This window comes from Streptomyces sp. NPDC020845, assembly GCF_044334165.1.
In the GTDB taxonomy this organism is placed as follows: Bacteria; Actinomycetota; Actinomycetes; order Streptomycetales; family Streptomycetaceae; genus Streptomyces.
In genome coordinates this window covers 82,724-105,447 of record NZ_JBIRSJ010000001.1, presented here as the reverse complement: position 1 = coordinate 105,447, position 22,724 = coordinate 82,724, and the positions used below count along the sequence as shown (strand labels likewise).

The 22,724-nt window shown below is 72.3% G+C and carries 22 protein-coding genes; 8 read left to right on the top strand and 14 right to left on the bottom strand.

Translation table 11 applies throughout. The annotated features are described in order from the left end of the window. Positions 1-10: 10 nt before the first annotated feature. The 6 genes from ACH4U7_RS00405 to ACH4U7_RS00380 form a co-directional block, all read right to left on the bottom strand. On the bottom strand, positions 11-487 hold the full coding sequence (locus tag ACH4U7_RS00405) for a S26 family signal peptidase (protein ID WP_398525815.1): 477 nt from the start codon (positions 485-487) through the stop codon (positions 11-13). After that, entirely contained in the window at positions 484-2,442 is a 1,959-nt protein-coding gene (locus ACH4U7_RS00400; protein ID WP_398525814.1) for an ABC transporter ATP-binding protein, read from the bottom strand. Before ACH4U7_RS00400 ends, ACH4U7_RS00405 begins: the two co-directional genes overlap by 4 nt. Continuing rightward, complete coding sequence (locus tag ACH4U7_RS00395) at positions 2,439-3,020, bottom strand: peroxiredoxin family protein (RefSeq protein WP_398525813.1); 582 nt, start codon at positions 3,018-3,020, stop codon at positions 2,439-2,441. The genes ACH4U7_RS00400 and ACH4U7_RS00395 overlap by 4 nt, the downstream gene beginning before the upstream one ends. 28 nt (positions 3,021-3,048) lie before the next feature. Beyond that, on the bottom strand, positions 3,049-3,591 hold the full coding sequence (locus ACH4U7_RS00390) for a MauE/DoxX family redox-associated membrane protein (RefSeq protein ID WP_398525812.1): 543 nt from the start codon (positions 3,589-3,591) through the stop codon (positions 3,049-3,051). 172 nt (positions 3,592-3,763) lie between these two features. After that, positions 3,764-3,967, bottom strand: a complete 204-nt coding sequence (locus tag ACH4U7_RS00385) for a hypothetical protein (RefSeq protein ID WP_385627063.1) — start codon at positions 3,965-3,967, stop codon at positions 3,764-3,766. A gap of 119 nt (positions 3,968-4,086) precedes the next feature. Beyond that, positions 4,087-4,656 carry a TlpA disulfide reductase family protein gene (locus ACH4U7_RS00380; RefSeq protein WP_398525811.1) on the bottom strand — a complete coding sequence of 190 codons (570 nt, stop codon included), beginning with the start codon at positions 4,654-4,656 and terminating at the stop codon, positions 4,087-4,089. 222 nt (positions 4,657-4,878) lie between these two features. Between ACH4U7_RS00380 and ACH4U7_RS00375 the strand changes: the two genes are divergently transcribed. Together ACH4U7_RS00375 and ACH4U7_RS00370 are read left to right on the top strand one after the other, a co-directional pair. Then, complete coding sequence (locus ACH4U7_RS00375) at positions 4,879-5,751, top strand: pentapeptide repeat-containing protein (RefSeq protein WP_398525810.1); 873 nt, start codon at positions 4,879-4,881, stop codon at positions 5,749-5,751. A 152-nt stretch (positions 5,752-5,903) separates the two neighbouring features. Further along, on the top strand, positions 5,904-8,735 hold the full coding sequence (locus tag ACH4U7_RS00370; protein ID WP_398525809.1) for an AfsR/SARP family transcriptional regulator: 2,832 nt from the start codon (positions 5,904-5,906) through the stop codon (positions 8,733-8,735). Between the two features lie 16 nt (positions 8,736-8,751). Here ACH4U7_RS00370 and ACH4U7_RS00365 read toward each other — a convergent pair whose 3' ends face one another. The 4 genes from ACH4U7_RS00365 to ACH4U7_RS00350 all read right to left on the bottom strand — a co-directional run bounded on the left by ACH4U7_RS00365 (position 8,752) and on the right by ACH4U7_RS00350 (position 11,845). Next, on the bottom strand, positions 8,752-9,519 hold the full coding sequence (locus tag ACH4U7_RS00365; RefSeq protein ID WP_398525808.1) for an N-acetyltransferase: 768 nt from the start codon (positions 9,517-9,519) through the stop codon (positions 8,752-8,754). A 49-nt stretch (positions 9,520-9,568) separates the two neighbouring features. Next, positions 9,569-10,399: an SAM-dependent methyltransferase gene (locus ACH4U7_RS00360; protein ID WP_398525807.1), complete on the bottom strand. Its 831-nt coding sequence runs from the start codon at positions 10,397-10,399 to the stop codon at positions 9,569-9,571. Between the two features lie 53 nt (positions 10,400-10,452). Continuing rightward, a complete protein-coding gene (locus ACH4U7_RS00355) occupies positions 10,453-10,776 on the bottom strand; it encodes a hypothetical protein (RefSeq protein WP_398525806.1) in 324 nt (107 codons plus the stop codon). A 187-nt stretch (positions 10,777-10,963) separates the two neighbouring features. Continuing rightward, positions 10,964-11,845, bottom strand: coding sequence for an alpha/beta fold hydrolase (locus ACH4U7_RS00350; protein ID WP_398525805.1), 882 nt, complete (start codon positions 11,843-11,845; stop codon positions 10,964-10,966). 232 nt (positions 11,846-12,077) lie between these two features. On the opposite strand from ACH4U7_RS00350, the gene ACH4U7_RS00345 reads away from it, so the two are divergent. Together ACH4U7_RS00345 and ACH4U7_RS00340 are read left to right on the top strand one after the other, a co-directional pair. After that, positions 12,078-13,028, top strand: coding sequence for an anti-sigma factor RsbA family regulatory protein (locus ACH4U7_RS00345; protein ID WP_398525804.1), 951 nt, complete (start codon positions 12,078-12,080; stop codon positions 13,026-13,028). Positions 13,029-13,118: 90 nt separating this feature from the next. Further along, a complete protein-coding gene (locus ACH4U7_RS00340) occupies positions 13,119-14,381 on the top strand; it encodes a hypothetical protein (RefSeq protein WP_398525803.1) in 1,263 nt (420 codons plus the stop codon). A gap of 70 nt (positions 14,382-14,451) precedes the next feature. Here ACH4U7_RS00340 and ACH4U7_RS00335 read toward each other — a convergent pair whose 3' ends face one another. After that, on the bottom strand, positions 14,452-15,588 hold the full coding sequence (locus ACH4U7_RS00335; protein WP_398525802.1) for a flavin-dependent oxidoreductase: 1,137 nt from the start codon (positions 15,586-15,588) through the stop codon (positions 14,452-14,454). 2 nt (positions 15,589-15,590) lie between these two features. Then, positions 15,591-15,959: a YybH family protein gene (locus ACH4U7_RS00330; protein ID WP_398525801.1), complete on the bottom strand. Its 369-nt coding sequence runs from the start codon at positions 15,957-15,959 to the stop codon at positions 15,591-15,593. 123 nt (positions 15,960-16,082) lie between these two features. Between ACH4U7_RS00330 and ACH4U7_RS00325 the strand changes: the two genes are divergently transcribed. Continuing rightward, positions 16,083-16,964: a LysR family transcriptional regulator gene (locus tag ACH4U7_RS00325; protein ID WP_398525800.1), complete on the top strand. Its 882-nt coding sequence runs from the start codon at positions 16,083-16,085 to the stop codon at positions 16,962-16,964. Positions 16,965-16,971: 7 nt separating this feature from the next. On the opposite strand, the gene ACH4U7_RS00320 is transcribed toward ACH4U7_RS00325, so the two are convergent. Next, on the bottom strand, positions 16,972-17,883 hold the full coding sequence (locus ACH4U7_RS00320; RefSeq protein ID WP_398525799.1) for an endonuclease/exonuclease/phosphatase family protein: 912 nt from the start codon (positions 17,881-17,883) through the stop codon (positions 16,972-16,974). 261 nt (positions 17,884-18,144) lie between these two features. Here ACH4U7_RS00320 and ACH4U7_RS00315 point away from each other — a divergent pair, with 261 nt between their 5' ends. From ACH4U7_RS00315 to ACH4U7_RS00305, 3 genes are read left to right on the top strand one after another with little or no spacing between them, the layout of a single operon-like run. After that, positions 18,145-19,293: an acyltransferase family protein gene (locus ACH4U7_RS00315; protein ID WP_398525798.1), complete on the top strand. Its 1,149-nt coding sequence runs from the start codon at positions 18,145-18,147 to the stop codon at positions 19,291-19,293. A 45-nt stretch (positions 19,294-19,338) separates the two neighbouring features. Beyond that, positions 19,339-20,736 carry a nicotinate phosphoribosyltransferase gene (locus ACH4U7_RS00310; protein WP_398525797.1) on the top strand — a complete coding sequence of 466 codons (1,398 nt, stop codon included), beginning with the start codon at positions 19,339-19,341 and terminating at the stop codon, positions 20,734-20,736. Between the two features lie 22 nt (positions 20,737-20,758). Beyond that, positions 20,759-21,046, top strand: a complete 288-nt coding sequence (locus ACH4U7_RS00305) for a DUF1876 domain-containing protein (protein ID WP_398525796.1) — start codon at positions 20,759-20,761, stop codon at positions 21,044-21,046. Between the two features lie 106 nt (positions 21,047-21,152). Here ACH4U7_RS00305 and ACH4U7_RS00300 read toward each other — a convergent pair whose 3' ends face one another. Then, positions 21,153-22,559 carry a S1 family peptidase gene (locus ACH4U7_RS00300; RefSeq protein ID WP_398526421.1) on the bottom strand — a complete coding sequence of 469 codons (1,407 nt, stop codon included), beginning with the start codon at positions 22,557-22,559 and terminating at the stop codon, positions 21,153-21,155. Between the last annotated feature and the right edge of the window lie 165 nt (positions 22,560-22,724).

Genomic DNA, 22,724 nt, shown 5'->3' with positions numbered 1-22,724 from the left:
CAGCGACGAATCAGGCGGCTCTACCTTCTTGATCGGGTTGATCGTCTCCCGTGCGCAGCCGCAGCAGCACCACCCCGTACATCCGGTCCGCCGGGCACATGCCCCACTGCTTGGAGTCCTCCGAGCGGGGGTGGTCGCCACGCAGCACCAGCATGCCCGGTGGTACGCGGCCGGGCCGGTCCCCTGCCACCCAGGAGGGCACCGGGTCACCGGCCGCCGCGACGACCCGTTTGACGTACCAGCCTGCGGCTCCGGAGGGGTCGGCGGGCCCGTTCCACCCCGTGTGGCGGTCGGGCCGCTGGACGACCACGATCCGGCCGGACCTGGCCCGGTGGCGGCGGCGCAGCACCAGCAGCACATCGCCGTGGCGCAGCGTCGGGGTCATGCTGCCGCCGCGCACCGTGACGGTGGACAGCAGCAGCCGGGCCGCCGGCACGGCCCCGATCAGCAGTGCCGCGGCGGCCAGGACCAGGGCCGCCGCGCTCATCCGGCGACCGCCGTGGTCGGCACCGCGCCGGTCGCGCCGGTCTCCCCGGGCGGCGACCCGGCGCTGTCCGCCGACGGGTCGGGGTCCTCCCGATAGCCCTCCGCCTGGGTGTGGAAGAGCCGGGCGTAGAGGCCGTCGGGGGAGGCGGTGAGGGAGGCGTGGTCGCCGCTCTCCAGGATCTTGCCGTCCTGTACGACGACGATCCGGTCGGCCCGGCGGACCGCGCTGAGCCGGTGGGAGACCAGGATGCTGGTGGAGCCGGCGCGCAGCTCCCGCAGCCGGTCGTGGACCTCCCGCTCGGCGACCGCGTCCAGGCCGGAGCTGGGCTCGTCCAGGATCATCAGATCGCGGCCCTGACGCATCAGCCCGCGGGCCAGCGCCAGGCGCTGCCACTGCCCGCCGGACAGGTGGACGCCGTTGGCCGAGGCGGCCTCACCGCCCCCGTCCTCCTCGCCGTCCTCGTCGTGCTCGTCCCCGGCGTGGAACAGCCTGCTCAGCATGGTCCGGTAGCCGGCCGGCAGCCGCTCGACGGTCTCGTGGACCCCGGCGCGTTCGGCGGCGGCCCGGATCCGGTCCAGGTCGTCGATCGCCGCCAGGTCCCCGAGCCCGATGTTCTCGGCGGCGCTGAGGTCATAGTCCATATAGTCCTGGAACACGGCCCCGATCCGCTGCCGCAGCTGGTCCACGGGCACGTCGCGGATGTCGACGCCGTCCCACAGCACCGAGCCGCGCTGCGGGTCGTAGAACCGGCAGAGCAGCTTGACCAGCGTGCTCTTGCCGGCCCCGTTGAGCCCGACCACGGCCAGGCTGGTGCCGTGCGGGATGGTCAGGTTCAGGCCGCGCAGCACCCACGGGGAGTCCTCGCCGTAACGGAACCACACGTCGCGCAGCTCGATGGCGTGGGCCAGCGGGGCCACTTCCCGGGGCCGCGACGGCCCGGCCAGGTCGTCCCGTACCGCGACCACCGCCAGGTAGTGGTGGAAGACCAGCGCGGACTGGTGTCCCAGGGCGACGCCCTGGATCAGGACGCTGAGCCCGGACTGGAGGCCGGCCAGGGCCGCGATGAAGACCGACACATCGCCGATGCTGATGTTTCCGGCGGCGGCCGTCTGCACGGCCCACAGCAGCCCTCCGGCCGACAGCAGCGCCCCGAGGGCGGCCAGGGAGACCTGGGTCCGCACCACGCCGCGCTCCAGCCGGTCCTCGGCGCTGTTGGCCGCGCGCAGCTCGGTGAGCATCCGGCCGTGCAGAAAGTCCCCGAGACCGAAGAGGCGGACTTCCTTGGCGGCCTGCAGATCCGTCAACAGCATCTGGTAGAAGAGCTTGCGCCGCATACCGGGGCTGGTACTCCACATCAGCCCGGCCCGCCGTCGGCTCAGCGCCAGATGGGCGACCATCGCGGGCACGGCGGCCACCAGCGCGGCGCCCGCCATGACCGGGCTGATCGCCAGCAGGGTGCCCAGGAACCCGGCGATGCCCAGGGCCCCCTGCAGGGTGGACAGGCCCATCTGGACCAGCTGGTCGGGGGCGTGCTCGGCGGACTGCTGGGCCAGCCGCAGCCGGTCGTGGAAACGGGGCTCCTCCAGCCGCGCCAGCCCGCTCAACCGGTTGACCGCGGTGAACAGCCGGTCCTGCGCGTGCAGGCCGATGGCCCGCCGGGCGCGCCCCTGCGCATATCTGGTGACGGCCGAGGTGGCGGCCATCGCGATGCCCAGGGCGCCGATGCCCGCCGCACACCACGCCAGCGCCCCGGTCCGGGGGTCGTCGGCGGCGAGTTCGTCGAGCGCGGCCTTGGTCAGCCAGGCGGTGGCGACCGGCGCCATGCCGCCGATCACCGCCGTCACGGCCTGGAGCACCAGCATGCCGGGACAGGCCTGCCAGGCCAGCGCGTAGGCCGCCTTCATGCCGCGCGTGACGGAGACGCCGTCCTCCTCGCCGAGGTCCTCGGCGCTCACGGCATCGACGGCTGCGCGAGCTCGCCCAGCCCCTCCAGGCCGATGCTCGTGACGGTCGCGACCCCGTCGGCGTCGTAGTGGGCGAATCCGGGGTAGAAGCGGGCCCCGAAGAGATTGCTGACCGGAGCGTCCAGGAACTCGGGCACCACATGGTCGGCGACGCCCACGAGCCGGGCCGCCAGCTCGCTGTCGGCCGCGTCGATCCCGACCACCGTGGCCAGCACCCGGCCTCCCGCCTCGCGCACCTTTCGCGCCCGCTCGCCGAGCTCGGGCACGCTGTCGTCGCAGCTCGAGCACTCCAGCGACAGGAAGGCGACCAGCACCTCCCGACCGGCCAGGTCGTCCCGCGTGACCGTCGCGCCCTCGCCGGTGACCGCGGTGAACGCGGGCATCCGGTCTCCGGGCGCGATCCCCAACTCGAGCTCCCCGTCGACGGCGACGGGGCCGTGGCGGCCGTGGTGCGCGGCCGGCGGGGCGCTCATGCGCGCACGCCAGCGACGCGTCACGGCCACGGTCAGCGCGGCGTTGACCGCCGCGAGGGCCGCGACCAGAACGAGTCCTGCGACGAGGTATTCCACGGGTGTCCTTTCCTGCTGCGGCGCCGTCTCACCGGCCGAGGTCCCCGGCGGGTATCGGGGACTGGAAGAGCGCGGCGATGTCATCGACGAAGACGATCAAAGTGGTGAGCACCCCGGCCGCGACGACGGCCAGCGCGATCCCCGGCGCATGGGCGGGCACCCCGTCGCCGAGGCGCAGCGCCACGAGGGTGCCCAGGCCGGCCGCCGCCAGCAGCACCGCGTTGCGGGCGACGTGCCAGCCGCCCATGGGCACCTCACTGGCGCCGAAGCAGGCGCACTTCACCGTCTTCCCGCGGACCAGCACCAGGACCGGGACGGCCGTCAGCCCGCAGCAGAACAGCGTGGCGAGGACGAATCCGCCGGTGACGGTGGCCGGCACGGCCAGCAGCAGCGCGATCAGCAGCTCGGCGACCGGGACCAGTACGGCGAGCGGGGACCTCAGCCGCCCGGGGATGAAGTCGAAACCTTCGAGGGAGGCGGCGAAAACGCCCGGGGAGCGCAGCTTGGACACCGCCGCCAGCGTCATCACCGCCACCAGAGTGAGGCGGCAGGCAAGCGATACGTACAACACGGAGGCTCCTGGGAGGGGTTGCGCGAAGGCGATGCGGCCGCTTCGGAGGGGGAGGGAGCTGGCCATATGCGGCTCGTTCGGCGAGCTTCGGCGTGCCGACGTGGCCGCCCCGACGGGATGGCCACGCGGCAGATCAACCGGCGTTACACGCGCCGACAGTGCTTAGGGCAAATCAGCAGTAGTTGTGGCTCATGCTGTACCAGGCGCCGCAGACAACCTTGCAGGCGCCGTTGGTCGAGCAGTTGCGACAGAAGCAGGTACCGCTCATTTCCTTGCACTGGGTGTACGGGTCCGGCGGGCAGGCGGCGTCGGCGGTGGCCTTGGGAAGCAGCACCTCGACGGCGCGGGTGACACGCTCGGTCACGCTTCGGAACATTGCCTCTCCTTGGGGTTGGTGTGATCGGTTTCCGCACACGGGCAGACCGCCGCCACGAAGGGACGTCGAACGCGGCGGCCGCGGCCCGCGCGGGCCTTGTGGGTGGGGCCTTCGGGACGCTAGGAGGCGACCGGCTGGGCCCGCAGGGCGGAGACGCCCGCGCCCGCCGTGGTCACCATGCCGTCGGGCCCGTACCAGGCGTAGCTCGGGTAGTGCTTGGCGCCGTACCGCTTCGACAACTCGGCCTCGGAGTCCTCGGCGATCACGATGTCCATCGCCTCGCTGAGCATCGCGGCCAGCTCGCTGTCGGCCGAGTCGTCTCCATGGACGATCGCCAAGGAGGTCCCGCCGTCGGCCCGCAGCCGCTCGGCGTGCCGGGCGAAGAGGGGTACGGCCTCGACGCATGCCTTGCAGGTGAGCGAGAAGAAGCCGACCAGGGTCTCCTTCTCGAGCAGAGTGCGCTCCGTCACCGCGGTGCCGTCGAGGGCACGGGCGGAGAAGTCCGGGAGCCGGTCACCGGTCCGGATGCTGGAGATGGCTCCGGTCGTGGGGAAGCCATGGCCATGGCTGTGCCCACCGCCGCCCGAAGCCTCCAGCTCCCGCCACCGGCGGAGCACGACCAGGAGGATCACCAGGTTCAGTACGCTGATGACGCCGACCAGCACCAGCCCGACTACAGCGAATATCACGACATGCGTCCTCTCCCCGTACCTGCGGTCACCAGTGCGCCGCGGCCGCTCGGCGACGACCTTGCCCAAGGGGGCTAACCGGTCGCTAACAGGCCCCTAACAGCCGGCCAACACGGCTCGTCGGGGCCTCGGGGGAGACTTTCCGGGGCCCCGGGGAGAATGGACACCAGTTCCGAGCACGGCATGCAGCGGTGCTCATCTCACGGCAGGAGATCAGGCACCTTGTCCCGCAAGCGCGAAACCCCTTCGGCCGGCACCCCGGCGGCCGACCCCGACCGGCGCGCCCTGCGGGCCGACTGCGCGAACTGCTTCGGACTGTGCTGTGTCGCCCTGCCCTTCGCCGCCTCGGCGGATTTCGCGGTCGACAAGGCGGCCGGGCGGCCGTGTACGAACCTCCAGGAGGACTTCCGCTGCGGCATCCACGCGCAGCTGCGCGAGCGGGGCTTCTCCGGCTGCACGGTCTTCGACTGCTTCGGAGCCGGCCAGAAGGTGTCCCAGACCACCTTCGGCGGCCGGGACTGGCGGCAGGCCCCCGAGACCGCGCCCCGGATGTTCGAGGTGTTCCCCGTCATGCGGGCCCTGCACGAGCTGCTGTGGTACGTGACCGAAGCGCTGGCCCTGCCGTCGGCCCGCCCGGTCCACGCCGACCTCCGCCGCGCGCTGGCGGACCTCGACGGCCGCACCCGCGGCAGCGCCGAGTCCCTGGCCGGTCTTGACGTGGCGGCGCTGCGCCAGGAGGTGAATGTACTGCTGGTGCGCGCCGGCGAGCTGGTGCGCGCCGAGGTCCCGGGGCGCAAGAAGAACCACCGGGGGGCCGATCTCATCGGGGCTCGCCTGAAGGGCGCCGATCTGCGTGGCGCCAACCTTCGCGGGGCCCTGCTCATCGCGGCCGATCTGACCGGCGCGGACCTGCGGTCGGCGGATCTGATCGGGGTGGACTTCCGCGACGCCGATCTGACCGGCGCCGACCTCACCGGAGCCGTCTTCCTCACTCAGGCCCAGCTCAACGCCGCGAAGGGGGACGCCAACACCAGGCTGCCGGGGACGCTGAGCCGCCCGGCCCACTGGGCCTCCGAGCGTTTTCGGACAACTTGACGCGCGACGGCCGGGGGAGAGTACTCCGCGACCGGTGAATGATGCACGGGAACGGCCGCTGGAGAGGTATAACCGTTACCAGAGCGGTGAGTTGACGTATCGACGAAACGAGACAGGGACCGGGCTTGGGCCAAGGACCTCGGAGGTAACGGGTGCGGTATCGGGTCCTGGGGGCGCTTGAGCTGTGGGACGGCGGCCGATGGATCTCCCTCGGCCCCGCCAAGTGGCGCATGCTGCTCGCGGTGCTGCTGTGCCACGCCAACCGGACCGTGCCCACCGAACGGCTCATGGACGAGCTGTGGGGCGAGGAGGGGCGCCCGCAGAGCGCGGGCAAGTTGCTGCAGACCTATGTGTCGCGGCTGCGGCAGACCCTGGGCGATGAGTCCGGTGAGGTCCTGATCACCGACAAGCAGGGCTACAAGGCGCACGGGTACCGACTCGCCGTGGAGGCGGCCGAGTTCGACGCCCACCGGTTCGAGCAGCTGGTCGAGGAGGGGCGGCGCGGCCTGGACCGGGACGCGCCCGAGGCCGCCGCCGAGCGGCTGCGCGAGGCGCTGGGGCTGTGGCGCGGGGCACCGTTCCAGGACGTACCCCCGACCCCGGCCGTGGAGGCGGAGGCCACGCGCCTCGAGGAGTGCCGCCTCGAGGCCGTGGACGCCCGGATCGAGGCCGATCTGCGCTGCGGTCGCCACGCCTCGGTGCTGGGCGAACTGGAGGCCCTGACGGCCGAACACCCCTTCCGGGAGGATCTGCGCGGCCGCCAGATGCTGGCCCTGTACCGGTCGGGTCGGCAGGCCGATGCCCTGGCGGCGTACCGCGATCTGCGCGGGGCGCTGGCCGATGAGCTCGGCGTCGAGCCGACCCCGGCGCTGCAGCGGCTGCACCAGCGGATCCTGACCGCCGACGAGACCCTGATGCCGCCGGAGCGTGCGGCGGAGGGGGCAGCGTCCAGCTCCGGCTCGGGGACACCCGCCGCGCCCCCTCGGGCCACCCGCACCCCCCGCGGCCCCCGCCAGCTCCCGCCCGCCAGCCCCGCGTTCACCGGGCGCCACGGCGAAATCGCGGTGATACGGACGCTGATCGAAGAAGCGGAGGAACACGACAGCTCCGGGGCCGTGGCCACCGAGGGCGGCGACGGAGGCGGCGGGCGGCCCGTGGTGATCGCGGCCATCGACGGTACCGGCGGGGTCGGCAAGTCGAGCCTGGTCATCCACGCCGCGCATCAGCTCGCCGACCGGTTTCCCGACGGCCAGCTCTACGTCGATCTGCACGGCGCCACCGCGGGGCTGACGGCCCTGGACCCCGGCGAAGTGCTCGGCCGGTTTCTGCGCGCCCTCGGGGTGGACGGCTCCACCGTACCCAGCTCCACCGACGAGGCGTCGGCCCAGTTCCGCTCGCTGGCGGCGGGCCGGCGGCTGCTGGTGATCCTGGACAACGCCGCCTCCGTGGAGCAGGTCCGCCCGCTGCTGCCCGCCGGGCCCGGCTGCAGTGCGCTGGTCACCAGCCGCGAAATGCTCACCACTCTCGAAGGCGCCACCCATCTGCACCTGGACGTCCTCCCCCGCGACCAGGCCGTGGCGCTGCTGGAGCGGATCGTCGGCGCGGAGCGGGTCCGGGCCGAGCCCGAGGAGGCCGAGGCCATCACCCGGCTGTGCGGCGGTCTGCCGCTGGCGCTGCGGATCGCCGGGGCCCGGCTGGCCGCCCGCCCCGGCCGGCCGCTGCGCACCCTGGTGACCAAGCTGACCGACGTACGCGGCCGGCTGGACGAGCTGAGCTTCGGCGACCTGGCCGTACGGACCAGCTTCCAGGTCAGCTACGACGGCTTCCGCGAGGGCCGGCGCTCCGACGACCTGGACGCCGCGCGGGCGTTTCGGCTGCTGGGCGCGTTGCCCGGACCGGATGTGAGCCTGCCGGTGGCCACCGCACTGCTGGGGCTGAGCGAGAGCCGGACCGAGAGCGCGCTGGAGCGGCTGGTCGACGCACAGCTCCTGGAGAGCCCGGACTCGATCCGCTACCACATGCACGACCTGCTCCGGCTGTTCGCCACCGAGCGGGGGGAGCAGGAGGACTCCGAGGCCGAGCGGTCGACGGCCGTGGCGCGCGGACTGTCCTGCTACCTGGCCACCGCCCAGCAGGCGGTCACCCTGCTCGATCCGCTACGCCCCCGGCCCGGGCGCCCCGTCGACGGCGACGGCGCCGTGGTCCCGCTGGACGACAGCGCGGAGGCGGACGCCTGGCTGAAGGCCGAACTCCGCAACCTGCTGGCCGCCGTCGCCTACGCCGTGGAGCGGCCGGAGCCGGTGGCGCGCCTCGGTGTGCAGCTGGCGCAGTCGCTTCAGTGGTTTCTCTATCCGCGGGCGCACGCCCAGGACCTGCAGTCGGTCAACGAGCTGGCGATCTCGGCCGCCCGCCGCCTCGGCGACCTGGAGAGCGAGGCGTGGTTACTCGACCACCTCGCGGGTGCGTACTGGCTGCAGCGCGCGTACGACGACGTCCGGGAGTGTCTGGAGTCGGCGCTGGAGATCTGGCGTGAACTGGGCCATCACGAGGGCGAGCTGCGGACCCTGTGCAACCTCGCCGACGCGCTGTGCGAGCTGGGGCTCCACGAGGAGGCCATCGTGGTGCAGAAGCGCCAGCTGGCCCTGGCCCGGGAGACCGGCGACGCGGCGGCCGAGGTGATCGGCCTGGGCAACCTCGGCCGCGCCCACCGCGGTCTCGGCCACCCCGAGGAGGCCCTGACCTGCTTCCGGGAGAGCCTGGAGGGCGCGCGGCGGACGGGCAACATCCACCACCAGGGGTTCGCCCTGTACGAGATGGGGCTCACGTACATGGAGCAGGGGAAGTTCCCCGAGGGGCGGACGCACATGGATGAGGCCCTGCCCGTGTGGAAGCGGCCGGGCACCTACGAGAGCTGGCGCGGGCACACCTGGAGCGGGCTCTTCCCCGCCTGTATGACGCTTCAGATCGGCCCCGGCCCGCGCTGAGGCGTGTTTCCGACGCTCAGACCTGCTTGGTTCGTGTGCCGTGACGGATCCACACATTGGGTTCGACGTAGACCGCGCGATCCTGGGTGGTGTCGCAGCGCACCGGCACCAGGCCGCCGGGCACCTCGACTTCGCCGTCGCGGTCGAAGGGCAGACCGGTCCACCGCCGCCACTGCGCCAGGGATCCGCTGACCGTCATCGAGGCCGGAGCGACCTTCTCGACGGTGCCACCCGCCTTGACGTGCACCCTCAGCCAGGGGTCGCTCGGCAGTCCGTCCTCGCGCCGCCCGCGGATGTACTCGGCCATGGGGACGTGCGGATGCAGGTGTTTGGCCGTCGGGCGCACCGGGGCCAGCAGCGTGTCGTGGCCCTGCTCGGCGACCGTGGCGCGCAGCGCCTCCAGCATGCGGTACGACAGCCCTCGGCCAAGGTATTCGGTGTCCAACGTGATCTCGAGCGCGCTGGCCACGGTCGGCGGATGTCCGCCGCGCCGGTCGCGGAACGCCCAGGTCACCACGCGGTCCCAGCCCTGGTCGGGCATCTCCTCGCGGCCGTCGAGCTCGGCGTTGAAGGGCACGCTGAGCCCTCGTGCCACCACGCGGTCGCCGTCGGTCGCCACCACGCAGTACTCGGGAAACTCCTCCACCACCCGGCTCAGGAGTGCGCTGGAGACCAGGTCATGGGTGATGAACTCGGGCCAGGTCTCGGCGATCTCATACACGCGGTCGATCAACGACGGACGGTCGGCGAGCGGGGTGATCAGGATGGTGTCGCTATGTGTCACGGCGGGCACATTGCCATAACCGCAGCGTACGGGCCAGATGTTTTCGGGGTCACGGCTTGCGGCCGACGCCCCCGTAGGCCCAGACGCGCGACGGGTCGTGTTCGGCGCCGATGCCCGGCCGCCACAGCGGCAGCTGCACCAGCCCCGGTTCGAGGAGGTCGAGCCCGGTGAAGAAGTCCAGGATCTGCGACCGGTCGCGCGCCCCGGACACGACGGGGCCGGTGAACCCGGACCAGTCCCGGTACGGGTTCTGGGTGAAGTCGCCGGTGACATGGGACAGGATCAGACGGCTGCCCGGCGCGGCCCAGTCCATGAGCCGGGCGACGAGTCCCCAGGGGTCGTCCGCGTCGTCGATGTAGTCGAGGACGAAGGCCAGGACGATCGCCACCGGCTGCTCGGGGTCCAGTAGCCGGCACAGCTCGTCGTGGTCGAGGATCTGCTCGGGGGTGCGCAGATCGGCCCTGATCGTCGTGGTGCCGGAGCCGGTCAGCAGCGCCCGTCCGTGGCTCACCGCGATCGGGTCATTGTCGACGTAGACCACCCGGGCCCGGGGATTGACCGCCTGCGCCACCTCGTGCACGTTCGGGCTCACCGGCAGGCCCGCGCCGATGTCCAGGAACTGGGTGATGCCGTCACCGGCCACCTGGCTCACGGCGCGGGCCAGGAATCGGCGGTTGGACAGCGCGGTGTCCCTGACCTCGGGAGCGACTTTCAGAAAGCGCTGGGCCTGCTCGTAGTCGGCGAGGTAGTTGTCCTTGCCGCCGACGAGATAGTTGTAGACCCGGGCCGGATTCGCCGCACGCCCCTGATGGTGGCCGTGTCCGGTGTGCTGCCGTATCCCCGGTGTCCTGAGCCCGATGCCGGCCCCGCTGCTGTTCATCCCGAATTCCCCTGCCACGAGCACTGCCACCGCCTCACCGCTGCCGTTACGTGTCACTGTCCGTGCGGCGCCAGACCGGGCCGCCAGGTGACCGTCTCCCGCGGCCCCGGCTCTGCCCAGGCGACCGGGGCACGGGACCACAGGTGGAAGGGCAGATCGATATCCGCCCGCACCCGGCTGAGCTGCCCCCAGGAGTAGACGTCCGAGTGGACCGCCGCGGCCTGTAGCGCCGCTTCGAGGCAGGCGCGTGCGGTCTTCTCCGCGCGGCAGGTGCCGCTCGGTCCGGATCCTTCCACTCCGCCGGAGACCTGGTAGGTGCTCCAGGCGTAGAGGGCATCGTGCTCGGTGTGCTGTTGGTGTTGCTCGTCGACGTTCACTGGCCCTCTCCAGACGCATCCCTACCGGGCGGCTGTAGCGATGTGTCCAGCATCGAAGAGGGTGGGGTAGCGGCGGTATAGCGGCGGTAAACCGTGCGGCGGACCCGGTATACCGGATCCGCCGCAGGTACCACTGTCGCCTCATGTGGGCGAGGAGCGCCCGGCCCTGAAAGGGCCTCACTCAGCCCTACTCGGCCAGCCAGGCCAGGATCTCCCGGTTGATGGCCTCGGGCCGCTCCAGGTGCAGGAAGTGTCCCGCCCCCTCGACCAGGTCGACGCGCGAACCGGGCGGGAGGTGGTCCTTCGCGCTGCCGACCACGTCGGCGCCGATGCACCCGTCGGCCGTACCGTGCAGGTAGAGCGTGGGCCGCTCCCCGGTCCGGGTGACGGCCTCCTGCTCGGCGGCGTACTTCTCCAGGTGGCGCGAGGGGTCGAACAGGGCGCGGTAGTAGCCGATGGCGGCCTCGAGGTTGGCCGGCTCCCGCAGGCTCTCCTTGACGTGCGCGATGTCCTGCTCGGCGTGGTGGTAGCCCGGCGACCAGTCGCGCCACAGGCCGTCGATGAGCGCCATGTCGTGCGCCGCGGCCCCCGCCTCGGCCAGGGGCGTCTGGAACAGGAAGATGTAGAACGAGCGCTTGAACTGGCCGTAGTCGAAGCCGAAGAAGTCGGCCAGCACCCCGCCCAGCGGGGGAACTGCCATGGTGACCGCCCGCCGCCAGCGCTGCGGGGAGTGGGCGGTGGCGCCGTAGGTGGCGATCGCGCCCCAGTCGTGTCCGATGAGCACGGCGTCGTCGCCGCCGCCGAGCGCGTCGTGCAGCGCGTTGGCGTCGGCGGCCAGCGCACCGGCCTGGTACGCGCCGTCGGCGGGTATACCGGTGGGCGCATAGCCTCTCAGGAAGGGGGCGACGGCGTGGTAGCCCGCGTCGCCGAGGGCGGGCAGCAGATGGCGCCAGGTGTGCGCGGTATCGGGGAAGCCGTGCAGGCAGAGCGCCAACGGCGCGTCAGTCGGGCCGGCTTCGAAATAGCCGAACTCAAGTCCATTAGCGTTGACGTACTTCAGCTGTGTCACGCCGGGATGCTATGCCACCCCCCAGGTCGCGTCCATGTGCGGCCGCCACGCCTCCGCCGACTCTCCACCCGGGACTCTTCCGCGCGCAACACCGTTGCGTTCAGGCATTGTTCGATGTTGAGGGTCCCCGTGCGGCGCACGGGCGAGGGTGGCAGACTGCGCATCACACCGTCCCGACTTCTCAAGTCGCGGATCCGTGTGCGATTTTTCGGCGCAGCGCGAGGGAGGCCCTATGACCGGCCAGAGCAGTGGGGTCGCGGAGCACCGCGACTCCATGGTGCACCGTGGATTCCTCTACCGCGACGAGGAGGAGGTGGTCTCGGTCGGTGTGCCTTTCCTGCGCGCCGGTCTTGAAGCCGACGACGCGGTCGCCGTGGTCGCCTCCAAGTCGAATATCAACGCGCTGCGCGATGCCCTGGGCCAGGACGCCTCGTCGGTGCAGTTCGAGGACGCGCTCCACTGGTATCAGCACCCGGTGCGGACCATCGCCGCGTACCACGCCTATGTCGAGGCCGAGAAGCCCCGCCGGGCCCGGCTGGTCGCCGAGCCGGTGTGGCAGGGGCGCACCCCGCTCGAGGTCGTGGAGTGGGCGCGCTACGAGTCCATCGTCAACGCGGCGTTCAGCGACTCCGGGGCGCGGGTGATCTGCTGCTACGACCAGGAGGCGCTGCCTCCCCAGATCCTTGACTACGCGCGGCAGACCCACCCCGAGATGATCGACGGGCACGGGCCGCGCACCAGCGAGGAGTACACCGCCCCGGGCCCGTTCATCGCCACCTGCGACCGCCGGCCGCTCCCCCGCGCCCCTCGGCTGGCCGAGACGATGCCGGTCAACACGGCCGATCTGGACGCCCTGCGCGCCTTCACCACCGAGCGGGCCGGCCGCCATGGGCTGACCGGGGACGCGCTGCGGGACATGGTCGCCGGCGTGGCCGAGGTGGCCACCACCGCCGCCCGGCACGGGCGCGCGCCCGCCGCCCTGCGGATATGGACCGACAACGGCGACCTGGTCAGCGAGATCTCCGGCCCCGGCCACTGGTACCCGGACGCGCTGTGGGGCTTCACCCCGCCGGCCGACTCGGAGCCCGCGTTCGGGCTGTGGGGGGTGCGCATGCTGTGCGATGTGGTGCAGATGCAGACCGACACGGACGGCACCGTGATCAGGCTGCGCACCCGTATCTGAGCGCCCCAGCGCCCGCTTTGCCCGGCGGCCGCCGGGCATGTACCGGCCAACCCCGAGCCCCCGGGCTCGGCGGGTACATCAGCCTCGTCCATGTTCGGTGTTCGGTGTTCGGTGTTCGGCGAGGACGCCATCCGCGGCATGGCCGAGCGCGGCTACTTCGTCCGTACCCGTTCCGACGAGCCGTTCAAGGAGGCGTCGTCGGGCGGCACCTCGCGGCTCCGCGCCGCCCTGGACTCCCTGGTGAGGGCGGTGGCGCGTGTTCCGGAGGTGTTCACACGCCGTCGCCTTGATCGCTCGGGCCACGCCGCTACTGTGCCGGGCATGAACGGACTTCAGGTGTCACGCCGCGCCGTGCTCGGCGGGGTCTTGGGAGGAGCCGCGGGGCTGGTGCTCGGCGGCGCGGACTCGGCCGTGGCCGCCGGACCCGCGCACGGCAGGCCGCTTCGGGTCCTGGTGGCCACCAATGAGCCCTGGGGTACGTACCACGTCAAGCCGCTGCTCGCGGAGGTGGCGCGGCGCGGCTGGCAACTGACCCAGCTGGTGCCGGACTACACCCAGATCACCCCGGGAGACCCGGTCCCGGTCGCCACGCCGGCCGACGCCCCGGAGGCGGATCTGCTCGTCGTCACGGGGGCCGGTGACTGGCCGGCGGACTGCGCGGCCCGTCTGCGGCGGCTCCCGCTGGCCGCGAGCGCCCTGGCCTATCAGAAGCCGGTCGAGGCGCCCCGCGCCCGGGAGCTGCGTCCGCGGCTGCGGCTGCTGACCGCCTCCTCGCCCGCCGAGGGGCGGGCGTTCGCCCAGTACCTCGGGACGCGGCGGCCGATCCGGGCCGTCGGTTCACCGCAGACCGACGGCCTTCCGCCGCGCCACCCGGAACCCGGTCTGGTGCTCGTCCTGACCAGCGTCACACACCCGGACGCCACCGGAGACGCGGCCCCGGGGACTGAACTGCTGCTGGCCAGTGCGGAAAAGCTCGCCGCGGCGGGCAAGCGGATCCTGGTCGGTCTGCATCCGCGCGAGGACCGCAGCCTGTGGGACCGGTACGAGATCAGCAGCGTCCCGTCGGTCACGGCTTCCGCGCGTGCCGAGGCGGCCATCGGCATCCCCGGGACGGTGTTCCCGCTGGTCGCCGCCGTCGGCACACCGCTGGTGGGCTGCACCGACCCCGAACTGACCGTGCCGGACTATCTGCTGGCGGTCTGCTCGGCCACCATCGACGACGCGGGCGCGGCGGTCGCCGCCGTGAACGCGGCACACCTGCCCGATCCCGCCACCCTCGCGGACGCCGTCGGGCCGATCGGTGGCTCTGCCGCCCGGCTGCTCGATGCCTGGCAGCGGGTGCAGCACCGCTGAACACTCGGCTCCGGCGCCTGCCACCAGCCGCGGTGGCCGGCGCCGGGGACGAAGTGGCCAGTGACGCTCTTCAGCGATGGTGGTCGGCGCGGGTGGCGCGTCGGTAGGTCGCCGTGATCCGCGCGAGTTCTTCCGGCGACCGGGCGTCCCCCGTGCGCTGCATCTCCCGGTTGGCGGCGACGACCGCGGCGGTGGCCTCCCGGCGCGCCTTCTCATAGGCGGCCAGGCCCCGGGGAAAGTCCAGAGCAAGTTGCTCGGCCAGCACCCGGGCGTCGACGATGGCCTGCGACGCCCCGTTGGCCCCGACCGGGTACATGGGGTGCGCCGCGTCACCGAGCAGGGTGACCCGCCCCTCGCCCCAGGCCGGCAGGGGGTCGCGGTCGACCATCGGGTATTCGAGGATCGCCGGGCTGTCGCCGATCAGCGCGGGTACGTCGAGCCAGCCCAGGTCCCAGGAGCCGAAGTGCTCCAACACCTCCTCGGCCCGGCCCGGCGTGTTCCAGTTGGCGTCGCCGGGCAGTGGCCCGGGCTCGCCCACCGGCACCAGGGCCACCCAGTTGATCAAGGACGGGCCGATCGGATAGGCGACCAGTTCCGCGTTGCCCGCGCCGCGTGCGATCACCGACGTGCGGCCGCCGAGGAACGGCCTGGCCTCGGCCGCCCCGCGCCACATCCGCACCCCCGACCACAGCAGCGGGCCCTGGTCCGGGTGCAGCCGGGCGCGCACCGCCGAGTGCAGACCGTCCGCACCGACCAGGGCCGCCGCCTCGATCTCGGCCCCGGGCACCCGGACCCGGACCGCGTCGGCGTCCTGCTCGAAGTCCAGCAGCCGGGTGCCGGTGCGTACGGCGTGCGGACCGAGCCGGTCGCGTACGGCGGCCAGCAGCAGTGACTGCAGCCGGCCGCGGTGCACGGAGTACTGCGGCCACCGGTAGCCCCCGGCGAGCCCGCGCTCCTCGGTGTAGAGCGCCTTCCCGAACTGGTCGCAGTACACGTTCTCGGCGGTGGCGACCGAGATCCGGGCGAGCTCGTCGCCGAGGCCGAGCGCGGTCAGCTCCCCCACGGCGTGCGGCAGCAGATTGATGCCCAGGCCCAGGGGGCGCAGCTCGCGGACGGCCTCGATCACGGTGACCTCGAACCCCGCGGCGTGCAGGCTTAAGCCGGCGGTCAGCCCGCCGATGCCGGCCCCCGCGATCAGCACCCGCACGGTCAGTCCCTGATCTCGGGTCGGTCGATGATCCGCAGCCAACTGCCGTCGGGCTGCCGCCGTACGACCTGGACCCGCCCGCCGGTGTTGTCGGCCGGCCGGGTCGAGGTGACGGCGAGGTCGCCGTTGCGGACGGTCGGCAGCGTCGGTTCCTGCTGGAAGTGCGGCGCCTGCGCCAGCATCTGCTCGAACACCGCCCGGATCGCCTCGCGGCCGACGGTCTGGGACCCCGGCGGGAAGGCGAGCACGGCATCGGGTTCGTACAGCTCGGCAAGGCCTTCGACGTCACCGGCGTTGGCCCGCTCCACGAACAGGCGGGTGAGGTCTTCGGGCTCGGTGGCGCGCTCGCGCGCGGTGGTCTGGTCGGTCATGGCTGCTCCTGCTCTCCCGCGTTCCGTCTCTTGCTGACACCTCCACTCTGCGACCCGGCGATCTAGAAGTCCAAGAGCTGGTTGTGCTGCCCGCCAGAAGCGATCGTTATAGCATCGGCCGTTATGGAACTCCGGCAGCTCGAATACTTCGTGGCCGTGGTGGAGGAGGCCAACTTCACCAGGGCGGCGGAGCGGCTTCACGTGGCCCAGCCCGGCGTCAGCGCGCAGATCAAACGCCTTGAGCACGAGCTCGGGCAGGAACTGCTCGACCGCTCGGGGCGCTCGGTGCGGCCGACCGAGGTGGGCGCGGCGGTCCTCCCCTACGCCCGGGCCGCGCTCTCGGCGGTGTCCGGGGTGCGGCTGGCCGTGGAGGAGCTGACCGGGCTGGTCCGCGGGCATGTCGCCATCGGGACGGTGACCTCCCACAATGTCGATCTGCCCACACTGCTGGCCGAGTTCCACGAGGACCACCCGGCCGTGGAGATCACCCTCACCACGGACAGCTCCGACGGGCTCGTCGACGCGCTGCGCGGCGGCCGGCTGGACGCGGCCATCATCGCCTACGGCACCACGCCGCCACCGGGCCTCGAGCTCCACGTCGTCACGGAGGACACCATCGTCGCGGCGGTCAGCCGGGACCATGAGCTGGCGAAGCGGTCGACGATCCCGCTCGACGCCCTGCGCGACCGGGTGCTGATCGCCCTGCCCCGGGGCGCGGGCATCCGCTCGCTGCTCGACGATGCGTGCGCCACGGCCGGTTTCACCCCGCATATCGCCTTCGAGGCCGGAACCCCCGCGGTGCTCGCCGAGCTGGCGGCGCGCGGCCTGGGCGTCGCGATCGTGCCCTCGGGCGTCGTGCGGCGGTGCGAGGATCTGTGTGCCCTCACCATCACCCGCCCCGCACTGCGCGGCGCCCTCGCGTTCGCCTGGCGCGCCGAGGGCCCCGTCAGCCCCGCCGCGCGCGCCCTGATCGGGCGTGCGCGGCAACTCATCGGACGGGCTTAGGGCAGGGTTAGGGCAGCTGCATGACCGCCTGCACCGGCAGGTGGTCGCTGGGGAACTGGCCGTCCCGGGAGTAGGGGTTGATGGCCGCGTAGTGGGTGCGCACGGTCGGCGAGGTGAGGATCCAGTCGATCCGGTCGCCGTCCGGGACCAGCGGCCGGTAGCCGTGGAAGGTCGCGTACTGCGCGCTGCGCCGCTCGGCCGCGTCCCAGGAGTCGACGAGGGTGCCGCCGCCCAGCATCGCGTCATAGACCGGGTTGCCATGGGCGGCGACGTTGAAATCGCCGGTGACGATGCGGGGAAGGGCCGCGTCGAGGCCGCCGAGCCGTTCGGTGATCAGGGCGGCGGCGCGCTCGCGGGCGGGCTGGCTGCGGTGGTCGAGGTGGGTGTTGAGGGCGTAGAACTGCCCGCCGGTGTACAGATCATGGAAGCGGATCCAGGTGACCATACGGACCACCGCCCCGCCCCAGGTGTTGGACCCGATCACATACGGGGTGTCGGACAGCCAGAAGTGGTCGTACTCGAGCGGTTCGAGCCGATTGGTGTCATAGAAGACGGCCATGAACTCATCACGGCTGCCGCCCGCTCTTCCCGTGCCCAGCCAGTCGTAGCGCAGCCCCGACCGGTTGGCATCGTGGGCGATATCGCGCAGCTGGCCGTACAGCCCCTCCTGGGTGCCCAGCAGCTGGGGCGCCTCGCGGCGCAGCAACTCCCGCATGGCGGGGCGGCGCTGCGCCCAGGAGTTGGGCTCGGCGTCGGAGGCGAAGCGGAGGTTGAAGGTCATGACGCGCAGCCGCGCGTCGCGCTCCGGGCCGGAGTCGGCCTCGGCGGCGCCCTCGGACTGGACGACGAGTGGCATGGCGAGGGCCGTGGCGGCCGCGGCGCGCATACCGTGACGACGGCTGAACACAGGTGCGGGCATGGCTCCTCCGTGAGATCCGGCGATGGCCTCAAGTCTCGGGCCTCGCGGTGTGGGCGAAGTGACCTGCGGTGACCGTGGTTCGAAACGTAGAACTACCCGCGGATGGCCGCCGGGCCACCCCTCGCACCCCTCCTTGTGGTGAATTCCGCGTGGCGAATTACTCGCGGTGCTCTGTCATGGAAGAGGCCGAGGCGGGCAGGCGCCCTCGGGTCCGATCACGTTTCGATCAAACGACTCGACCAAAAGGCGCCAGGAGACTCAGTGCAGCAGGAGACCCCCACACGCACGCAACCGCCGCCGGCCGCCGCTCCGCCCCGAGAGGGCGGGGCCCGGAGCCGCGTCCGCGACCCGTACTTCGACAACGCGAAGTACCTCACCATCGTGCTGGTGGCCTGCGGCCATGCCTGGGAACCGCTCACCTACGGCAGCCGGGCCGTCACCGCGGTGTATCTCACGGTGTACGCCTTCCATATGCCGGCCTTCGCGCTGATATCCGGGTATTTCTCGCGCGGTTTCGACCTGGGACCCGGGCGGGTGCGGCGGCTCCTCACCGGAGTCGCCGTGCCGTACATCGTCTTCGAGGTCGCGTACACCCTCTTCTACCGCTGGGCGCAGGACGACCCGGGCTATCCGATCAGTCTGCTCGACCCCTGGTATGTGATGTGGTTCCTGGTCGCGCTGTTCATCTGGCGGCTCACCACACCGCTGTGGCTGGCCCTGCGCCACCCGGTGCCGATCGCGCTGGCCCTGGCCGTGCTCGGCTCGGTCTCGCCGGAGGTGGGCGGCGATCTCGCCCTGCAGCGGGTGCTGGCGTTTCTGCCCTGCTTCGTCCTGGGGCTGAAGCTGCGACCGGAGCACTTCACGCGGCTGCGCACCCGGCGGGTCCGGCTGGCGGCGCTGCCGGTCGGCGTCGGTGCGCTGGTCGCCGCGTACGCGCTGGCGCCGCGGATCGACGCGGGGTGGTTCTACCACCGCGGAAGCGTGGCGGGCCGGGGGGTGCCGCACTGGGCCGGGGTGTTCGCCACACCCGCGCTGTTCGCGCTGGCGCTGCTGCTGACGGCCGCCTTCCTGGCCTGGGTGCCGGGGCGGCAGCTGTGGATCACCACGCTCGGCACGGGGACGATGTACGGCTATCTGCTGCACGGCTTTGTGATCAAGTCGTCCCGCTTCTGGAGCTGGTACGACCACCCCTGGCTGCACACCCCCATCGGCGAGCTGACGGTCACGGCCGCCGCGATCGCCATGATCACCTTGCTGTGCACCGCCCCCGTACGGCGCGTCTTCCGCCCCTTGGTCGAACCCCGGATGACCTGGGCCTTCCAGCGCGAGGGCAAGCGTGCCGCCCAGAACGCCGCCAAGAGCGCACCGAACAAGACGCAACATATCAAAACAGTGCAAGACACTCATTAGAGTGGGTGATAGCCGCGCGAAACGGGCACGGAGGAGGTGCCGACGATGTCCGAAGCGACCACCACCGACCTCTACGAGGTCACGATGGCGATGTCCTATCTGCGCGAGGGGATGATCGGCCCGGCCACCTTCAGCCTCTTCGTCCGGGATCTGCCACCCGACCGCGGCTTCCTGGTCGGCGCGGGCCTGGAGTCCGCACTGGACTTCCTCTCCGACTTCCGCGTCGGCCCCGAGGACGTCGAGGACTTCGCCGCGGTGCTCGGGCGGCCGGTCGACGAGCTGCGCCCGCTGCTCGGCCTCGCGTTCACCGGCCAGGTGCGGGCGGTGCCCGAGGGCCGGGTCGTGCTCGCCGGGGAGCCCCTGCTGGAGGTCACCGCGCCGATGCCCGAGGCCCAGCTGGTCGAGACGTATCTGCTCAACCGGCTCAACCATCAGACGACGATCGCCTCGAAGGCCGCCCGCTGCGTGCTCGCGGCGGCGGGACGCCCCGTGGTGGACTTCTCGCTGCGCCGCACCCATGGCCCCGAGGCCGGTTACCACGCGGCGCGGCTCGGCGGGGTGGTGGGATTCGCCGGAACGAGCAATGTGGCGGCCGCCCGCGCCGAGGGGATGCCCGCGGTGGGCACGATGGCCCACTCGTTCGTGGAGGCCTTCGACTCGGAGGAGGCCGCCTTCCGGGCCTTCGCCCGGACCCACCCCGGACCGCTGACGCTGCTGGTGGACACGTACGACACCGAATCGGGAGTCCGCACGGCCACGCGCGTGCTGCGGGACCTGGATGGCGGCGCCCGGGCCCCGGGCTCGGCCATCCGGCTCGACAGCGGGGACCTCGGCCTGCTGGCCCGGCAGGCGCGCGGCATCCTCGACGCCGCCGGTCTGGAGGGGGTGCGGATCGTGGTCAGCGGCGGTCTCGACGAGTACGCCGTGGAGGATCTGGTGCGCTCCGCGGCGCCCATCGACATCTACGCGGTCGGCACCCGCGTCGGGGTCTCCGCCGACGCCCCGTACCTGGACTCGGCCTACAAGCTGGTCGCGTACGACGGGCGGCCGGTGATGAAGCTCTCCGCGGCGAAGATCACGGCCCCCGGCCCGAAGCAGATCTTCCGCCGCGCCGGGCAGCCGGATGTGATCGGCCTCGCGGACGAGGACCCCACCCCGTACGGCCGGCCGGTCCTGGAGACGGTGATGCGCGGCGGCGAGCGCACCCGCGAACGCGCCACCCTGGCGGAGAGCCACCAGCGGTTCCTCGCCGACCTGGCGGACCTTCCGCACCCGGCCCGCCGGATCCGCGCCCCCGCCGCCCAGCGGCCCGTCGTCTCCGAGCGCCTGGCCGCGCTCGCCGAGGAGGTGCGCGGCCGCATCGACCGTGAGCTCGGCGCCATCGTGCGGCCGGGACGCCCCGAACAAGCCGCGTCCGGATCACACCGGACCACCATCAGATGAGACACCAGGTGAGGAGTCGGCCATGCCGCAGACAGTGGAGTGGAAGGTTCACCTCTACCTCTACGAGGACCAGGGAACGACCAAGGCGCGCGTGGTGCTCGACACGAAGGAAACCTCGTTCACCGGCCGGGGCGTCGCCCGGTGCAGCCCCGACGACGCCGATGTGCCGGAGATCGGCGACGAACTCGCGGCCGGGCGGGCCATGCACGACCTGGGCGAACAGCTGCTGATCGCCGCGGAGCGGGACATCGAGGGCGAGATCGCCGCACACCGGCCACGGATCCGGCCGGCGCCGGGGTGGGCCCTGTAAGCGGCGCGGCGGGGCACCCACGCCGGGCACCCCGCACCGTCACGGGGACAGGCCGCCCGGCACGTAGCGGCCCGCGACCGGGTCCCCTCGCGCCGACCGGGAGACCTCACCCCCATCGCGTGGAGTAGCCCCGGTACCCGCGACGGCCCGGCCGGATGAGCAGCGTGGCCAGGAAGCCGAGGAGTCCCGCGCCGATGAGCGCCAGCCCGGGGCCGAAGCTCTGTGCGTACGCGACGACCCCGGCGAGCGACGAGGTGTCGCCCTGGGTGCCCGGGATGATCGGGCCCACCTGGCTGCCTTGACCGCCCGCACCGCCGGCACCACCCGCCGCGCCCTGGGCGGCCGGGTCCGAGCCGTTGTTCGGGGCGGTGGACGCCGTACCCGCCGCCTCCCCGTCGCTCGCCGGGGCGTTCGGGAGGGACACGCCGAGGGCGGTCATCGCCTTGGTCACCGGCTGGAAGAAGGTCACGCCTCCGCTCGTGCAGTCGCCGGTGCCCCCTGAGGTCACGCCGAGCGCCACGTTCTGGGCGAAGAGCGGGCCCCCGCTGTCGCCCGGCTCGGCGCACACATTGGTCTGGATGAGCCCGCTGACGGTGCCCTCGGGGTAGTTCACCGTCGCGTTCAGCGCGGTCACCGAGCCGGTGCGCAGCCCCGAGGTGCTGCCGCTGCGGAACACCTTCTGGCCGACGACCGGGTCGGCGGCTCCGGTGATCCGTACGGTCTGCCCGTTGCCGATGTTCAGCACGCTGCTCTGGTCCAGCGAGGTGTTCTGGTACTGCACCAAGGAGAAGTCGCTGCCGGGGAAGTCGCTTCTGACCGTCGTGCCGACGGTGGTGTTCCCCTGCGTGTCCGCGAACCACGCGGTGCCGTTCGGACCGCAGTGTCCCGCGGTCAGGATGAACCCGGCCTGGCCGTTGGTGACGTTGAAACCGGCCGAGCAGCGCCCGCCCTGGGTGAAGATCGGCTCGGCGCCCAGGGTCCGGGTGGTGAAGGAGCCGGTGGTCCGCTCCATGCGCACCTCGCCGCCGATCGCCGACGCGACGCCCCTCATCCGTGACCACTGGTCGGCGGAGACGCTGCTGTCGCCGAGCACCACCACCTCGTTGGACATGGCGTCCACCGCCCACGCGGTCCCGGCCACCCGGGGCGCCTCACGCAGCGTCTCGGTCGCCGAGCGCAGCTGCCGCATGCTGTAGCGCACCTGCTTGGCATGCGCGCCCGCCTGGTTGACCTGGTCCGCCGCCTCCGCGTCGGTCACCGCGACCACCGCCCGCCCGTCGGAGCCGATCCAGCTGCCCGCCGTACGGGAGGTGCCGAGCTTGTCCACCAGACTCCTGGCCAGCTCGGCGTCCCGGGTGTCTCTCGCCTCGAGGGCCCGGGTGGGATCGCCGCCGGACCCGTTGGCGGGCGATCCGTCCGCCGCGGCCTGAGAGACCATCACGCCGCCGCACACCACTGCCCCGATGGCCACGAGGCGTGCGACACGGTGCGCCCTGCGCCGCGTGTGTCCCACCACCCTGCCTCCTTAACGTCGTTCCAGCACGGCGCCGCCCCCGGCCGCGGGGGGCCGGGACGGCATAGGCTTCCCTTCCATACGGCCCACGGCGCCGTTCCGCTCACCCGGGACGTCAAGTGGCCCTGAAATCCGGAAATTCGGCGCTGCTCGGTGGTGCGCGTC

Bases quoted from the DNA above. Each gene is read 5' to 3' on its own strand.
- ACH4U7_RS00405 (WP_398525815.1), bottom strand. From the start codon at position 487: ATGAGCGCGGCGGCCCTGGTCCTGGCCGCCGCGGCACTGCTGATCGGG.
- ACH4U7_RS00385 (WP_385627063.1), bottom strand. From the start codon at position 3,967: ATGTTCCGAAGCGTGACCGAGCGTGTCACCCGCGCCGTCGAGGTGCTG.
- ACH4U7_RS00360 (WP_398525807.1), bottom strand. From the start codon at position 10,399: ATGAACAGCAGCGGGGCCGGCATCGGGCTCAGGACACCGGGGATACGG.
- ACH4U7_RS00345 (WP_398525804.1), top strand. From the start codon at position 12,078: ATGACCGGCCAGAGCAGTGGGGTCGCGGAGCACCGCGACTCCATGGTG.
- ACH4U7_RS00340 (WP_398525803.1), top strand. From the start codon at position 13,119: ATGTTCGGTGTTCGGTGTTCGGTGTTCGGCGAGGACGCCATCCGCGGC.
- ACH4U7_RS00330 (WP_398525801.1), bottom strand. From the start codon at position 15,959: ATGACCGACCAGACCACCGCGCGCGAGCGCGCCACCGAGCCCGAAGAC.
- ACH4U7_RS00325 (WP_398525800.1), top strand. From the start codon at position 16,083: ATGGAACTCCGGCAGCTCGAATACTTCGTGGCCGTGGTGGAGGAGGCC.
- ACH4U7_RS00320 (WP_398525799.1), bottom strand. From the start codon at position 17,883: ATGCCCGCACCTGTGTTCAGCCGTCGTCACGGTATGCGCGCCGCGGCC.
- ACH4U7_RS00310 (WP_398525797.1), top strand. From the start codon at position 19,339: ATGTCCGAAGCGACCACCACCGACCTCTACGAGGTCACGATGGCGATG.
- ACH4U7_RS00305 (WP_398525796.1), top strand. From the start codon at position 20,759: ATGCCGCAGACAGTGGAGTGGAAGGTTCACCTCTACCTCTACGAGGAC.